We start from the raw sequence: 14,272 nt of genomic DNA, 5'->3' as shown, positions 1-14,272 counted from the left end.
GGCTCGCGCCGCCCGGCGCGCTCGCGGGCGCCTGGGGCCACGCCGTCGAGACCGCGGCCGGCAAGGACACGCCGTCCGGGCATTGGGAGATCGCCGGCCTCGCCATGCGCGAACCGTGGGGATACTTCCCGGATACGCGGCCGGCCTTTCCCGAGGCGCTGACGCGCGACCTGATCCGGCTCGGGGACCTGCCGGGCATCCTCGGCGACCGCCACGCCTCCGGCATCGCGATCATCGATGCGCTCGGCGCCGAGCACGTCCGGACCGGCAGGCCGATCTGCTACACGTCCGCCGACAGCGTCTTCCAGATCGCGGCCCACGAGGACGCCTTCGGCCTGGAGCGCCTCTACGACCTGTGCCGGATCGCGCGCGAGCTCTGCGACGCCTACCGGATCGGCCGGGTGATCGCCCGGCCCTTCGCCGGGACGGCCGAGGCAGGCTTTCGCCGGACGAGCCACCGCCGCGACTTCTCCGTCGCGCCGCCGGCCGACACCCTGCTCGACCGCCTCCAGGCCGCGGGCCGCGACGTGGTCAGCGTCGGCAAGATCGGCGACATCTTCGCCCACCGTGCCACCGGCCGCGAGATCAAGCCGGGCGCCAACATGGCGTGCCTCGACGCCGCGCTCGATGCGCTCGGAAGCCTCGCCGATGGCGGGCTGGTCTTCGCCAACCTCGTCGACTTCGACAGCGAGCACGGCCACCGCCGCGACGTGCCGGGCTACGCCGCCGAGCTGGAAGCGTTCGACGCCCGCGTTCCCGACATCCTGGCGACGCTTCGCCCGGGCGACCTCTGCCTCGTCACCGCCGACCATGGCAACGACCCGACCTGGCACGGCACCGAGCATACCCGCGAGCAGGTGCCGGTCCTGGCCTTCGGGCCGGGGATCGCGCCGGGCTCGCTCGGGCGGCGCGCGACGTTCTCCGACATCGGCGCCACCGTCGCCCGCCATCTCGGCCTGCCGCCCGGCGCCGGGACGCCGGCCTTGTGAGGAGTTTTGCGATGCGGGACGACGACGAGCGGGTGAAGCGCCCGGTGCACCACGAGATCGGGCAGGGGCTCGACACCCTGTCGGTGGACGAGATCGATCACCGGATCGCGCTGCTGCAGGACGAGATCCGGCGGCTCGAGGCGGCCCGGACGGCCAAGCAGGCGGCACTCGGCGCCGCGGACGCGTTCTTCAAGCGCTGAGGCGGCGCGTTCAGTAGCGCGTCGTCAGCGCGTTCAGCCAATCCGGCGAAACGTCGACCAGCACCGCCTCGATCCGCTTGTCGGCGCCGAGCACGATCACCAGCCCGGTGGCGACGAGGATGAGACCGAGCGCCGCCTTCATTCCCTTGCTGGCCCGCATCAGCCGGTCGCGCCAGCGCATCAGGACGGATCGCGAGAGGGCGCCGAGGATCAGGAGCGGCAGGGCCGCGCCGAGGCCGAAGACCAGCATCGTCAGGCCCACCGCCCCAAGGTCGCGTCCCTGCGCCGCCAGGATCGAGGCGGCGCCGAGCGTCGGGCCGACGCAGGGGCTCCAGACGGCGCCGAGCAGCAGCCCGACGCTGAGCTGGCCCCACAGGCCGGTGGCGGAGAACCCGCCGAAGCGCGCCTCGGTCCAGTTCGCGACCGGCCCGGCGGCGACCGCGAGGCGCGTCTGCGCCGACGGCACCAGCAGGACGATCCCGACGAGGATCAGCAGGATCGCGGCGACGCGGCGGAACACGTCGCCGTCGAGCCCGAGGCCGAAGCCGATCGTGGCGACGAAGAGGCCGATCGCCACGAACGACAGGGCCAGCCCGCCCGCCAGCGCCGCCGGCCCGTAGCGATGCTCGGACGCCGCCGCCCCGAGCACCAGCGGCAGCAGCGGCAGCACGCAGGGCGAGAGCGTCGAGAGCAGTCCGGCGAGCAGCGCGAGGCCGAGGCTGACGAGCATCGCGTTCGGCCTAGAGGGTCTTCTCGACCAGCCCCTCGATCCATTCGGGCTGCGTCTCGCCGACCGAGCGGCCGGTCTCGACGGCGCCCTTGTAGGCGATCAGCGTACTCTGCATGCGGACGTCGAGCTTGCGCAGCAGGTCCTTCTGGCTGTCGAAGTCGATGTCGAAGATCTGCAGGTCCTTGAAGCGCGGGTCGGCGCTGAGCTTGGCCAGGATCGGCTTCTGCGTCTTGCAGATCGGGCACCACGGCGCGCTGACCTCGACGAGGATCGGCTTGCCGGCCTTCTGCGCGGCGTCGAACGCCTCCTGCGAATAGGGCTTCATCTCCCCGGCCTGCGCCTGGGCGAAGGCCAGCGGCGCGAGGGCGAGGAGGGCGATGAGCGTACGGCGGCGTGTCATGAGCGTCGGATCCCCGGTTGGCGAAAGCCCGGCCCGCTCGGGCCGGGCGCGTCGTCGTCGATCAGTTGCTGACGGCCGGCACCGGGAAGGTGTGGTCGAACGTGCCGCCCTGGCTGTCGGTGGCCGCGACCGTGATCGGCGCGCTGCCCTCGGGGCGCATCTCGAAGCCGATCACCGGGTTCGACGAGATCGAGATGTCGCCTTCCAGCGTGAAGACGTTGCGCGCGCCCTGGCTGACGCTGATCCGGTCGAGGTAGCGGGCGGGCGTGTACTCGCGCGAAACCTGGTTCATCTGCATGCCGGAAAAGTTCGGGTGGCGGATCATCAGCGTCGCCGGCATCGCCTTGTCGGCGGTGAGGTCGGAGAACTTCATCCGCATGTCGCCCATGCCCTTCATCGCGTCCGCGTCGGTCATCCCCATCGGCGCCGAGCAGCCGCCCGATGCCTTCACGAAGATCTCGGACGCGACGAGACGCCCGTCCTTGGTCTCGGCCACGGCGTGGACGTTGGAATAGGTGTTGACCCGCACCCGCATCTTCAGCTGCGCCGGGTCGCCGGCCGGCCCGAAGTCGACATGGGCGGCGAGCGGTGCCGGGTTGTCATCGATGATGAGGTACAGCCCCTTCACCTCGTCCTTGTCGGCGACGGTGAGCGTCACCGGGACCAGGGCGGCGTCCTCGGCGCGCACCGGCATGTCGATCGATACAAGCTTGCCGGGCTCGACCTTTCGGTCGCCGAACACCTGCTTCTGCAGCTCCTGCCAGCGTGCCGCGCGCTCGGCGTCGCCGTCGCCGGCCGCCGCGAAGGCGACGCCGGCCGAGGCCAGCACGGGCAACGCGACGGCGAGGCCGACGACGGTCTTTCGGATGATGTGGCGCATGGCGTTTCCTCGTAATCTCTTCGTTCGTTGCATCGGTGCTCTTGATGGCACCGCCGTCACGATAGACTTATAGAGGAGATTGCCGAATTTCCCCGGTCAAAACATAGTGCGCCGCGCGTCGTGCCGAGCCGCCGGCACGGTTGCGCCTAAGATGCGTTCGGCTTGCGGAGCACCCGCTCGTCCGCGACGAGCCGCTCCAGCTCGGCCTCGCCGACCGCATCCATCGGCGCGGGGATGCGGATCGCCCGCGTCGGCTCGCCGGCGCGCATCACCAGCACCACGGTCTCGATGTCCGGGCAGCCGGGGTCGGCGCAGGCGATCTCGTTGACGGTGATCGCATCCTCCGCGCCGAGCCCGAGGGCATCCGAGCATGCGACCTTCAGAAGCTTGGCGCGCTGAGCCTGCTCGGCCGAGCGCGCCCGCCACGCCTTCAGGCTGACGAAGGCCATGCTCGCGATTCTCCGTTCCGCGCCGAGGGGTCGCACGGCATCCCGAGCCCTGCCGATCACCGGATGAAACACTGTTGCATCGGGCGTGACTGTCAAGCCTCACGCCCGCGTCCATCGTCGACTGGTAGACGCAACGATGTCGGGGAAAGCCGGATTTCTGGTAAGCTCGCACGATCGCCGAAACAAACGCGACGCTCGCTCGTAAACGTCGCGCGCCCGCGTCCGGGGTGCAGGTGAGGAGTACCCGGTGCGACCCTGGCGAGACGGACCCGCTGATCGACGTGGCTACCACCACGGCAACCTGAAGGAGGCGCTGATCGAGGCCGCGCGCCGCTTCATCGCCGAGCGCGGCATCGGCGGCTTCACCCTGGTCGACGCCGCCCGCCTCGTCGGCGTCACCCCGGCCGCGCTCTACCGGCATTTCCGCGGCCGCGAGGCGTTGCTCGAGGAACTCGCCGGGCGCGGCTTCGCGGATCTGGCCGAGCGGCTGGCGCGCGCGCTCACAGCCCGCGGCACCCCGCTGGAGCGCTTCACCCGGATGGGCGAGGCCTACCTCGCCTTCGCGGAGGAGGAACCGGGCTACTACGCGGCGATCTTCGAGACCCGCGGCGTCCACGCCCCGAACGAGGCCGGGCCGCGCCCGAGCCCGTTCGACCTCCTGGTCGAGGCGTTGCAGGCGACCTTCCCCGACGGGTTCGGCGGCGTCGCCCCGCGCTTCATTGCGCTGGAGGTCTGGGCGCTTTCGCACGGGCTGGCAACCCTCGCGGCAGCGGGACACCTGCCGAAGGGGCCGGGCATTCCCGACAAGTACGAGCTTCTGCGCGCCGGCGTGCTCGCCCTCGTCCACGGCGCCGGGGCGGGCAAGCCGGTGTGATGCGCATCGCGCGTCGCACCCCTTGAAAGGCCTGCGGGCCGCCCGCATGTTAACGCTGTTCACATGAACAGCGGAGCCTTACCGTGAGCACTTCCACTTCCTCCCCCTGGGCGAGCGGCAAGGTCAGCCGCTGCGGCCCGTTTCCGCGCCGCTCGATCGAGATCGGCGCGATCGTCGTGAGCTTCATCTACTGGTGGCCCGTCGGCCTCGCCCTGGTGGCGTGGAAGATCGCCGGGTATCCGGCCCTCGGTGAACTGCGCGACTACGCCAAGCGCGGCGCCGCGGGCTGGGAGGGCGGCACCGCCCGTGCCTCGCGCTTCGCCCGCGCATTCGAGGCCTCGAACCGCCGCGGAACCACCGGCAACTGGGCCTTCGAGGAGTATCGCAAGGCCGAGCTCGACCGGCTCGACGCTCAGCGCCGCGCCCTGCAGGAGGAAAGCCGCGCCTTCGCCGAGTTCGTCGAGGAGCTGAAGCGCGCCAAGGATCGCGACCAGTTCGACGCCTTCATGGCCAAGCGCCGCGCCGACGGGACCGACAAGTCCTTCACCGCCTGATCCCGACGCGCGACCGACGAGATCGAGGGCCTTCCGTGTGAGCGGAAGGCCCTTTTTCGTGGGGTTCACGTTGCGCCCGGGATCGCCGTTCGGCAAAGCGGGAGGGCACGCGTCGGGAGGACAGGATGAGCCAGGCAACGGTCACGGTGGTCGGCCACCCCCTCGTCCAGCACAAGCTGACGCTCCTACGCGACAAGAACCGCTCGACGCAGGGTTTCCGCAACCTGCTCAACGAGATCGGGATGCTGCTCGCTTATGAAGTGACGCGCGACCTGCCGCTGGAGCCGGTGACGATCGAGACGCCGATCCAGACGATGGAGGGGCGCCAGATCCAGGGTAAGAAGCTGGTCCTCGCCCCGATCCTGCGGGCTGGCGTCGGCTTCCTCGACGGGATGCTGTCGCTGCTGCCCTCGGCTCGCGTCGCGCATGTCGGGCTCTACCGCGACCCGGAGACGCTCGAGGCGGTCGAGTACTACTTCAAGGCGCCGTCGGACCTCGCCGATCGCACGGTGCTGGTGCTCGACCCGATGCTCGCCACCGCGAATTCCGCCATCGCCGCGCTGACGCGGCTGAAGGCGCGCGGCGCGCAGGACCTGCGCTTCGTCTGCCTGCTCGCCGCGCCGGAGGGCGTCGCCCGGCTTCAGGCCGCTCACCCCGACGTGCCGATCTGGACCGCGGCGATCGACAGCCACCTCAACGACCACAGCTACATCGTGCCGGGCCTGGGCGATGCCGGCGACCGGATGTACGGCACCCGCTGAGACGCGCGGGCCTTGGACCTGGGCTTGCCAACGGAGCGTCCGGCAGCAACTAGGGGCGAACCCTCGCGAGGAGACCGCCCGATGACGACGACGCTGCCCGAGACCATGCGCCAGGTCTGCTTCAACGGAGCCGGCGGCCCCGAGGTGATCGGCATCGAGACGGTGCCGCTGCCGGAGGCCGGGCCGGGCCAGGTGCTGATCGAGGTGGTGTCGGCCGGCGTCAACCGTCCGGACGTGATGCAGCGCGGCGGCAAGTATCCGCCGCCGAAGGGCGCCACCGCAGTGCCGGGCCTCGAGGTCGCGGGCCGCATCGCGGCGCTCGGCGAGGGCGTGTCCGGCCTGTCCCTCGGCGACGAGGTCTGCGCGCTGGTGATCAGCGGCGGCTACGCCGAGTTCGCGGTGGCGGAGGCCGGGCATTGCCTGCCGAAGCCCGAGGTGCTGTCGCTCGTCGATGCCGGCGGCATCCCCGAGACGTTCTTCACGGTCTATTCCAACGTGGTGCAGCGCGGGCGGCTCGCCGCGGGCGAGACCTTCCTCGTCCATGGCGGATCGAGCGGCATCGGCTCCACGGCGATCCAGATCGCCAAGCACCTCGGCGCCCGCGTGCTGACGACGGCCGGCTCGGCCGAGAAGTGCGCGTTCTGCGAGTCGCTCGGCGCGGACGCCGCGATCAACTACCGCGAGGCCGACTTCGCCGAGGAGGTCCAGCGGCTGACCGACGGCAAGGGCGTCGACGTCATCCTCGACATGATCGGTGCGAGCTACCTCGCCAAGAACCTCGCCTCGCTCGCGATCGAGGGTCGCCTTGTGCTGATCGCCCTAATGGGCGGCAACAAGGTCGAGGCGCTCAACATCACGCCGATCATGATCAAGCGGCTCACCTTCACCGGCGCCACGCTGCGGCCGCGTCTGAACGCCGAGAAGGCGGAAATCGCCGACGGGCTCCGCCGCGACGTGTGGCCGGAGCTCGATGCCGGCCGCATCCGCCCGGTGATCCACGCGACCTTCCCTCTGGAAGAGGCGCAGAAGGCGCATGCGCTGATGGAGTCGAGCGCCCACCTCGGCAAGATCCTGCTCGTCACCGGCCGCTGAGGCCGAGCGCAGCCGTATCGGGAGGAACCCCCGGCGGCGGACCAGCGTTTGCCGGGTCGAGAACGCGTGCCGCCCTTCGGCACGCGGCGACGCCCTGTCGGCGTATCGGTGAGGTCCTTGGAATGGTCGAGAAGCTTCCCAATCAGAACGCGCGCCAGGGCGAGCGCGGCAAGTCGGTGCTGTGGGTGCTGGTCGGCAGCCTCGTGCTGCTCGCGGTCGCCACGATCGGCCTGCTGACGTGGAACGGAGCCAACGCGCCGAAGGACTATGCCAGCCAGAGCCAGGACGCGTCGCGCAAGGAGATCACCGGGTCGGTGACGGGCTCAAGCAACGCGCCGGCGTCGAGCAACAGCGGCGCCGTTCCGGCCGGCAACCCGACCTACCCGCAGCCGGCCCAGCCGAGCGCCAACGGCAACCAGCCCAAGTAGGCGATGAAACGACCCTGCCCGCGCTCAGCGGGTCGGGACCGGCGTCTCGCCGCGATAGTCGTAGAAGCCGCGCTTGACCTTGCGGCCGAGCCAGCCGGCCTCGACGTACTTCACCAGCAGCGGGCACGGTCGGTACTTCGAATCCGCCAGACCCTCGTAGAGCACCTGCATCACCGACAGGCAGGTATCGAGGCCGATGAAGTCGGCGAGCTGCAGCGGGCCCATCGGGTGGTTCGCACCGAGCCGCATCGCGGTGTCGATCGATTCGACCGAGCCGACGCCTTCGTAGAGCGTGTAGATCGCCTCGTTGATCATCGGCAGCAGGATGCGGTTGACGATGAAGGCCGGAAAATCCTCCGACATCGTCGAGGTCTTGCCGAGCTTTGCGATGAACGCCTTGGCCGACTCGTAGGTCGGGTCCTCCGTGGCGATGCCGCGAATCAGCTCGACGAGCTGCATCACCGGCACCGGATTCATGAAGTGGATGCCGATGAAGCGCTCCGGCCGGTCGGTCGAGGCGGCGAGCCGGGTGATCGAGATCGAGGACGTGTTGGTGGCGATCAGCGCATCGGGCCGCAGCGACGTGCACACCGTCGAGAAGATCTGCCGCTTGGTGGCCTCGTTCTCGGTCGCGGCCTCGATGACGAGGTCGCAGGGGCCGAGGTCGTCGTAGCTGCGGGCGGCGACGATGCGCTCGCGGACGTCGCGGCGCTGTCCCTCGTCCATCGTGCCCTTCGAGACCTGGCGGGCGAGGTTGCCGTCGATGTTGGCGAGGCCGGCGTTCAGGCGGTCGGGATCGCGGTCGTTCAGCAGAACGTCGAGGCCGGCCGCCGCGCAGACGTGAGCGATGCCGCTCCCCATCTGCCCGGCACCGATGATGCCGACCCGCTTGATATCGATGCCCATCTGTCGATCCATGCCCCCGACGCCGACGACCGAAGCGGTTGTCGAGCTGCCCTACGCCGCACGGCCCACCATCCGACGCGAAAGCTGGAAGGACTGTGCGGCGTTTCTTTTAGACCCTTCGTCGGCCCAAGTGGAACCCGTCGCGCACGCGATCGCGAGACGGGTTCGACCGGGTGACCCGATCCGACGACCTTCGGATCGCGACGAACGACTTCAGTTGCCCTTGGCCTTGCCGATCTCGGCCTGCAGTTCCGGCACGATCTGGAACAGGTCGCCGACGAGCCCGTAATCCGCTACCTGGAAGATCGGCGCGTCCTCGTCCTTGTTGATCGCGACGATGACCTTCGAATCCTTCATGCCGGCCAGGTGCTGGATCGCGCCGGAGATGCCGACGGCGACGTAGAGGTCGGGCGCGACCACCTTGCCGGTCTGGCCGACCTGCCAGTCGTTGGGGGCGTAGCCGGCATCGACCGCGGCGCGGGAGGCGCCGACGGCCGCGCCTAGCGAGTCGGCCAGCGGCTCGATCAGCTCCTTGAACTTGTCGGCCGAGCCGAGCGAGCGACCGCCGGAGACGATGCTCTTGGCCGCCGCCAGCTCCGGCCGGTCGGACTTGGCGATCTCTTCGCCCTTGAAGGTCGAGCCGCCGGCAGGGGGCGCCGCCGCCGTCACCGCCTCGACGGGGGCCGCCGCTCCGCCCTCGCCGGTGGCCTTGAAGGCGGCGGTGCGGACGGTGATCACCTTCTTGCCGGCGCCGGCCTGGACGGTCTGGATCGCGTTGCCGGCATAGATCGGGCGCTCAAACGTGTCGGGCGACACGACCGCCATGATGTCGGAGATCTGCGCGACGTCGAGCAGGGCGGCGACGCGCGGCAGGATGTTCTTGCCGGTGGTGGTCGCCGAGCACACGATCGCGTCGTAGGGCTCCGCGATCGCGACGATCAGCGCGGCGACCGGCTCGGCGAGGTCGTGGTCGTAGGCCGCGTCCTCGGCCAGCAGCACCTTGTCGACGCCGTCGAGCTTGGCCGCCGCGGCGGCGGCGGCCCGGCTGCCGGCGCCGACGACGAGGGCGTGGATGGGGGCGCCGAGCTGCTTGGCGGCGGTGAGCGCCTTCAAGGTGCCGTCCTTGATCTCGGACTGGCCGTGCTCGACGAGGAGGAGGGTGGTCATCGGTTCAAACCTCGGATCTCGGATGAGGCGCGCGCTCGACCGGATGCGGGAGCGCGCGCTGCGGGACTAGATGACGTTGGCCTCGGTCTTCAGCTTCTGCACGAGCTCCGCGGCCGAGCCGACCTTGATGCCGGCCGAGCGGCCCGGCGGCTCGGCGGTCTTGAGGACCTTCAGCTTCGGGGTGACGTCGACGCCGAGGGCGTCGGGCGCCATCTCCTCGAGCGGCTTCTTCTTCGCCTTCATGATGTTGGGCAGCGAGGCGTAGCGCGGCTCGTTGAGGCGCAGGTCGGTCGTGACGATCGCCGGGAGCTTGAGCGACACCGTCTGCAGGCCGCCGTCGACCTCGCGGGTCACGTCGAGGCTGCCCTCGCCGGCCTCGATCTTGAAGGCGAAGGTGCCCTGCGGCCAGCCGAGCAGCGCGGCGAGCATCTGGCCGGTCTGGTTCGAATCGTCGTCGATCGCCTGCTTGCCGAGGATCACCAGCTCCGGGTTCTCCTTCTCGACGATCGCCTTCAGGATCTTGGCCACCGCCAGCGGCTCGCAGACCGTGTCGGTCTTCACCAGGATCGCGCGGTCGGCGCCCATGGCGAGCGCGGTGCGGAGCGTCTCCTGGGCCTGCTGCGGGCCGATCGACACCGCCACGATCTCGGTGACCTTGCCCTTCTCCTTCAGGCGGATCGCCTCCTCGACGGCGATCTCGTCGAAGGGGTTCATCGACATCTTGACGTTGGCGAGCTCGACCCCGGAGCCGTCGGCCTTGACGCGGATCTTGACGTTGTAATCGACGACCCGCTTGACGGGCACCAGAACCTTCATGGCGGTCTACTTCCTCCGCGGCCGGATTGTTGTGATCGGCGAATTTCGGAGCGCCTTCGCAGGCGGCTCGCACAGGGCGCGGACCGTAACGGCCACATTTCCGCCTTGTCAACGCGGCGCGCGCACGCGCTTTCGAAAAGCCGCGGACGGTCGGCGAAGGGAATTCGGATCGGCGGTACGGCGGCGGGCGCGGATCGGCCCCGGCCCGCCCTAGCGGTTCTTGCCGGGCACCCAGAGCACGTCGTCGGCGCCGTCGGCGTTGGCCGCGCGGCTCGCCACGAACAGGAAGTCCGACAGGCGGTTGAGGTACTTCAGCGCCTCGGGCGAGACGATCTCGCCCTCGGTCGCCGCAAGCGCGACGGCGAGCCGCTCGGCCCGGCGGCTCACGGTGCGGGCGAGGTGGAGCGCAGCGGCGGCCGGCGAGCCGCCGGGCAGCACGAAGGACTTCAGCGGCGCGATGTTGGCATTGAGCGCGTCGATGTCGGCTTCGAGCCGCGCCACCTGCGAGGCGACGATCCGCAGGGGCTCGTAGGCCGGCGGCGCGTCGCTCGGGGGCGTCGCGAGGTCGGCGCCGAGATCGAACAGGTCGTTCTGGATCGCGCCGAGCATCGCGTCGATGCGCGGCTCGGCGTGCTGGCGGGCGAGGCCGACGCAGGCGTTGGTCTCGTCGACGGTGCCGTAGGTCTCGACCCGCTGGTCCGCCTTCGACCGGCGCTGGCCGTCGGCCAGGGCGGTGGTGCCCTTGTCGCCGGTGCGGGTGTAGATGCGGTTGAGGGTGACCACGGGTGCGCCGACGCTTTCAGGTCAGAAGATGTAGCCGAGCTTGCAGATCAGAAGGTGTAGCCGAGCTTGCCGCCGAAGTTGGTCAGGCCGCGGTTCTCGCCGCACAGGCCGGCATTCGACATGTGCTCGACGGTCGCCATGATGCTCCAATGATCGGTGATGCGGAAGCCGAGCGCCGCGGCCTCGCGGAACAGAGGCGAGCAGCCGAGCGAGTTGAAGCCGTACGGGGCGAGCGCCTTCGGGCCGGTATAGCCGTTATGCGCGGCGCCGCCGAAGAAGCCGTCGATGAAGACGCGGCGGTCGAAGGTCTCGGGGAAGAGGTCGACCGACCAGGTCGCGCCGAGATAGGCGTAGCTGGTCCGGCCGCCGGTGTTGTAGCTGCCGCCCACCGTCGGGCGCGGCACGAAGGCCTGCCAGAACGGATCGGCGCTCACCAGCGGCTTCGAGAACAGGATCTCGCCGTTGACGTTCTGCTTCTCGAAGCCCGGGAGCTTGCCCTCGGCGCTGCCGGGATCCTGCACGGCGCCGCCGATCCGGACTTCGGAGACGATGCTGAGGGGCTGCACCGGCGGCGCGTAGGCCGCGGGCCGCGGCGCGTACCCGAGATCGGCTGCCGCGACGGGCGAGGCGATCGCGAGGGCAAGAGCGCCGGCGACGAGACGATGCGAGGAGGACTTCATGCGGGGCGGATCCGGTTGAACCCGGAATTCCTAGCATGGGCCGGCCTGCCGGGGGCGCCGTTTCATCCGGCCCGCGCTCGAATGCGCCCCGGTGCGGCCCGGCGGTCACAGTCCCGGGCCGCCCCGATCCATCAGGCCGAGCGCCACCAGGCCACGCCCATGATCACCAGGATCGCCACGAACTGCAGCAGCACGCGCAGGCGCATCAGGCGCTGGGACAGGTTTGCGTCGCCCCCGCGCATCATGTTGGCGAGGCCGAGGAGGAGGATGACCGCGACCGCGAGGCAGGCGACGAGGACGACGGAGTTGCCGGACATGGACGGACGATCTCGACTGCGAGCGATTCCGCCCTTGTAGGCGCTTCGCCGGGCGAACGGCAGGGGCGATGCGACGCGGGACGCGCCTCGGCTCAGTTCCTGCGCAGCAGGCGCTCGAAGTAGTCGAGCTCCTCCTGCGAGCGGGTCGGGTCGCCGAGCTTGCGCCGCAGCTCCTCCATGATCCGGCGCGCCCGCTGCACCGCCGATTCGTCGGCGGTCGGCACGCGCACGCGGCCGTCGCTCATGTCGCGCCCGCGGGTCGGGCGGCCGAGCGGGTCGTCGTCCTTGGCACCGGCCTGTCCCTGCTGGCCGGGCTGCTGGCCGTCGGGCTTGTCGCCCTGGCCCTCGCCCTCGGCTTCGGCCGATTCCTGCATCTGCTGCTGCATGCCGTCGGCACCGCGCTTGAGCCCGTCGAGGGCGCGGCCCTGCGCGTCGACCGCGTCGCCGTCCTGGCCGTCCTTCAGGGCGTTCTCGGCCTCGCGCATCGCATCCTCGGCATCCGAAAGGCCTTCCTCGCCCTTCATGCCGTTCTCCTTCATGCGGTTCTGAAGGTCCTGCAGGCGCTGGCGCAGGGCCTGCTGGCGCTCGCCGACCCCGCCCTGCTGGCCCGGCTGCCCCTTGCCTTGCTGGCCCTGGCCCTGCTGCCCCTGCTCGCCTTGACCTTGCTGGCCCTGGCCCTGCTGGCCGGGGCTCTGCTGCCCCTTCTGCCCGGGCTTCTGCCCCGGCTGACCGCGGCTCGGCGGACGCTGGCCCTGCTCGCCGCCGGGCTTCTCCTGGCCTTCCTTGAAGGTCTCGTCGCGCAGGCCCTGCTGCTCGCGGGCCATCTGGTCGAGCTCCTTCATCTGCTTCTGCATCTCGCGGGCGGTCGGGTCGGACTTGCCGCCCTGCTCGGCGCTCTGCAGGTTCTCCAGGATGTTGCGCAGCTGCTCCATCAGGCGCTGCGCCTCGGCCGTGTCGCCGCGCTTCATCGCCTCGGCCATGTCTTTGAGCATCTTGTCGAGGTCGTCCGGCGTCACGCTCTTCGATGGCTGGCCCTGCTTGTCGCGCGAGCCCTGCTCGCGCGGCTGCTTGCTCTGCTTTTCGGCCAGCTGCTTCATGAACTTGTCGAGGGCCTGCTTGAGGTCCTGGGTCAGGCGCTGGATCTCGTCGTCGGGCGCGTTCTTCTCGATCGCCTCCTTGAGCCGGTCCTGCGCCTGCCGGAGCTTCTTCTCGGCGTCGGAAAGGTCGCCGTCCTCGATCTTGAGGGCCATCTCCCAGAGCAGGTCCGCGACCTCGGTGAGCGCGGCATCGTTGCCGGCCGCCCGCAGGCGCCGCGCCGCGGTCTTCAGGCCGAGGAACACCCCCGGCTGCGGCGTGAACATCTCGGGCGCGACGAGCAGTCCGTCGAGCGCCATCTGCACGCGGGCGCGGCCCTCGTCCGGCGTCACCACGAGGCGACGGCGCTCCTCGGCCAGCGCCCGCGCCAGCGGATCGCGGAAGGGGCGGGCGGGCAGCACCATCTCGATCGTCGGCGTGCGGCCCTCCTGGCCGGCCTCGTCCTTGACGAGATAGGTGAAGCGCACCTTCGCGCCCGACCAGGGGTTGTCGGTCAGGTCCACGAGCGTCTTGGTGTCGGTCTCGCCGCTCGCCTCGCCCGGCAGCGCCAGGGCGATGCGCGGCGGCGGCACAAGCGAGCGCGTCCCCTCCAGCGGCTCGACGATCCCCTCGGCCGAGGCGATGCCGTAATCGTCCTTGGCGCGGTAGCTCAGGTTGAAGGTGCCACGCCCGTTCACCTCCGGGCCGCCGACCGCGTGGACCTCGGGCGGGGTGTCGGGGATCGCCTCGACGATCAGGCGCTGGGTCTGCCCCGGCGCGGCGATGGTGAGCTCGGCCGTCAGCCCGACGATCTGGAACCGGTCCTCGCGCAGGTCGGGTCGCGGCTCCTTGCCGGGCACGGCCTTGAGCCCGGCATTCGGCGTCAGCACGGTCTGCGCCGGGCTCTCGCCGGCGATGCGCACGATCAGCTGCGAATTCACCGGCACGCGCAGGCGCTGCTCGCCGCCAGACATCGCGACCGCGAGCGGCGGAAGCCGGGTGTAGAGCGGCGGGTCGATCCAGCCGTCGATGCGGTAGTTCGGGCCGGCCGAAGCGGCTTCGCGCCAGTCGAAGGCGCTGCCGAGGCGCTCGCGCCATTCCGGGCCGGCGACGAACAGGCTCGCCACCGCCGCGACCACGAGGCCGGCGCGCAGCGCGAATGGGTCGTGGCG

The 14,272-nt window shown here is 70.5% G+C and carries 18 protein-coding genes; 7 read left to right on the top strand and 11 right to left on the bottom strand.

Going from position 1 to position 14,272, the window contains the following annotated elements:
• Together FV230_RS14890 and FV230_RS14885 are read left to right on the top strand one after the other, a co-directional pair.
• Positions 1-989 (top strand): phosphopentomutase (locus tag FV230_RS14890; RefSeq protein WP_147842955.1); only part of this gene is annotated, 989 nt, incomplete at its 5' end.
• An 11-nt stretch (positions 990-1,000) separates the two neighbouring features.
• Positions 1,001-1,189 (top strand): DUF1192 domain-containing protein, encoded by a 189-nt coding sequence (locus FV230_RS14885; protein ID WP_147842954.1) that lies wholly within the window; start codon positions 1,001-1,003, stop codon positions 1,187-1,189.
• Positions 1,190-1,199: 10 nt separating this feature from the next.
• On the opposite strand, the gene FV230_RS14880 is transcribed toward FV230_RS14885, so the two are convergent.
• The 4 genes from FV230_RS14880 to FV230_RS14865 all read right to left on the bottom strand — a co-directional run bounded on the left by FV230_RS14880 (position 1,200) and on the right by FV230_RS14865 (position 3,648).
• The gene (locus FV230_RS14880; RefSeq protein ID WP_147842953.1) at positions 1,200-1,919 is read right to left on the bottom strand and encodes a cytochrome c biogenesis protein CcdA; all 720 of its coding nucleotides are present in this window, start codon (positions 1,917-1,919) and stop codon (positions 1,200-1,202) included.
• Positions 1,920-1,929: 10 nt separating this feature from the next.
• On the bottom strand, positions 1,930-2,319 hold the full coding sequence (locus FV230_RS14875; protein WP_147727472.1) for a thioredoxin family protein: 390 nt from the start codon (positions 2,317-2,319) through the stop codon (positions 1,930-1,932).
• 61 nt (positions 2,320-2,380) lie between these two features.
• A complete protein-coding gene (locus FV230_RS14870) occupies positions 2,381-3,199 on the bottom strand; it encodes a quinoprotein dehydrogenase-associated SoxYZ-like carrier (RefSeq protein WP_147727473.1) in 819 nt (272 codons plus the stop codon).
• 146 nt (positions 3,200-3,345) lie between these two features.
• Positions 3,346-3,648: a hypothetical protein gene (locus FV230_RS14865; RefSeq protein WP_147842952.1), complete on the bottom strand. Its 303-nt coding sequence runs from the start codon at positions 3,646-3,648 to the stop codon at positions 3,346-3,348.
• 247 nt (positions 3,649-3,895) lie between these two features.
• Here FV230_RS14865 and FV230_RS14860 point away from each other — a divergent pair, with 247 nt between their 5' ends.
• From FV230_RS14860 to FV230_RS14840, 5 genes are all read left to right on the top strand, one after another.
• Complete coding sequence (locus tag FV230_RS14860; protein WP_147842951.1) at positions 3,896-4,522, top strand: TetR/AcrR family transcriptional regulator; 627 nt, start codon at positions 3,896-3,898, stop codon at positions 4,520-4,522.
• Between the two features lie 83 nt (positions 4,523-4,605).
• Positions 4,606-5,076, top strand: coding sequence for a DUF2852 domain-containing protein (locus tag FV230_RS14855; protein WP_147842950.1), 471 nt, complete (start codon positions 4,606-4,608; stop codon positions 5,074-5,076).
• Between the two features lie 125 nt (positions 5,077-5,201).
• Positions 5,202-5,837, top strand: a complete 636-nt coding sequence (upp, locus tag FV230_RS14850) for a uracil phosphoribosyltransferase (RefSeq protein ID WP_147842949.1) — start codon at positions 5,202-5,204, stop codon at positions 5,835-5,837.
• 81 nt (positions 5,838-5,918) lie between these two features.
• A complete protein-coding gene (locus tag FV230_RS14845) occupies positions 5,919-6,929 on the top strand; it encodes an NAD(P)H-quinone oxidoreductase (protein WP_147842948.1) in 1,011 nt (336 codons plus the stop codon).
• A gap of 122 nt (positions 6,930-7,051) precedes the next feature.
• Positions 7,052-7,357, top strand: a complete 306-nt coding sequence (locus FV230_RS14840) for a hypothetical protein (protein WP_147842947.1) — start codon at positions 7,052-7,054, stop codon at positions 7,355-7,357.
• A 24-nt stretch (positions 7,358-7,381) separates the two neighbouring features.
• Here the strand turns inward: FV230_RS14840 and FV230_RS14835 are convergent, their stop codons facing one another.
• The 7 genes from FV230_RS14835 to FV230_RS14805 all read right to left on the bottom strand — a co-directional run.
• A complete protein-coding gene (locus tag FV230_RS14835; protein ID WP_147842946.1) occupies positions 7,382-8,263 on the bottom strand; it encodes a 3-hydroxybutyryl-CoA dehydrogenase in 882 nt (293 codons plus the stop codon).
• A 213-nt stretch (positions 8,264-8,476) separates the two neighbouring features.
• Positions 8,477-9,430, bottom strand: a complete 954-nt coding sequence (locus FV230_RS14830; RefSeq protein WP_147842945.1) for an FAD-binding protein — start codon at positions 9,428-9,430, stop codon at positions 8,477-8,479.
• Between the two features lie 66 nt (positions 9,431-9,496).
• The gene (locus FV230_RS14825; protein WP_147842944.1) at positions 9,497-10,246 is read right to left on the bottom strand and encodes an electron transfer flavoprotein subunit beta/FixA family protein; all 750 of its coding nucleotides are present in this window, start codon (positions 10,244-10,246) and stop codon (positions 9,497-9,499) included.
• A 210-nt stretch (positions 10,247-10,456) separates the two neighbouring features.
• Complete coding sequence (locus tag FV230_RS14820) at positions 10,457-11,029, bottom strand: cob(I)yrinic acid a,c-diamide adenosyltransferase (protein ID WP_147842943.1); 573 nt, start codon at positions 11,027-11,029, stop codon at positions 10,457-10,459.
• 47 nt (positions 11,030-11,076) lie between these two features.
• Positions 11,077-11,709 (bottom strand): acyloxyacyl hydrolase, encoded by a 633-nt coding sequence (locus tag FV230_RS14815; RefSeq protein WP_147842942.1) that lies wholly within the window; start codon positions 11,707-11,709, stop codon positions 11,077-11,079.
• 131 nt (positions 11,710-11,840) lie between these two features.
• Complete coding sequence (locus FV230_RS14810) at positions 11,841-12,026, bottom strand: twin transmembrane helix small protein (RefSeq protein ID WP_147728507.1); 186 nt, start codon at positions 12,024-12,026, stop codon at positions 11,841-11,843.
• Positions 12,027-12,118: 92 nt separating this feature from the next.
• On the bottom strand, positions 12,119-14,272 hold a 2,154-nt coding region (locus FV230_RS14805), incomplete at its 5' end, for a TIGR02302 family protein (protein WP_147842941.1).

The organism is Methylobacterium sp. WL6 (genome assembly GCF_008040095.1).
Taxonomy (GTDB): Bacteria; Pseudomonadota; Alphaproteobacteria; order Rhizobiales; family Beijerinckiaceae; genus Methylobacterium.
Note: the sequence above shows the minus strand (reverse complement) of the source record. Positions and strands in the feature narration are given on the sequence as shown.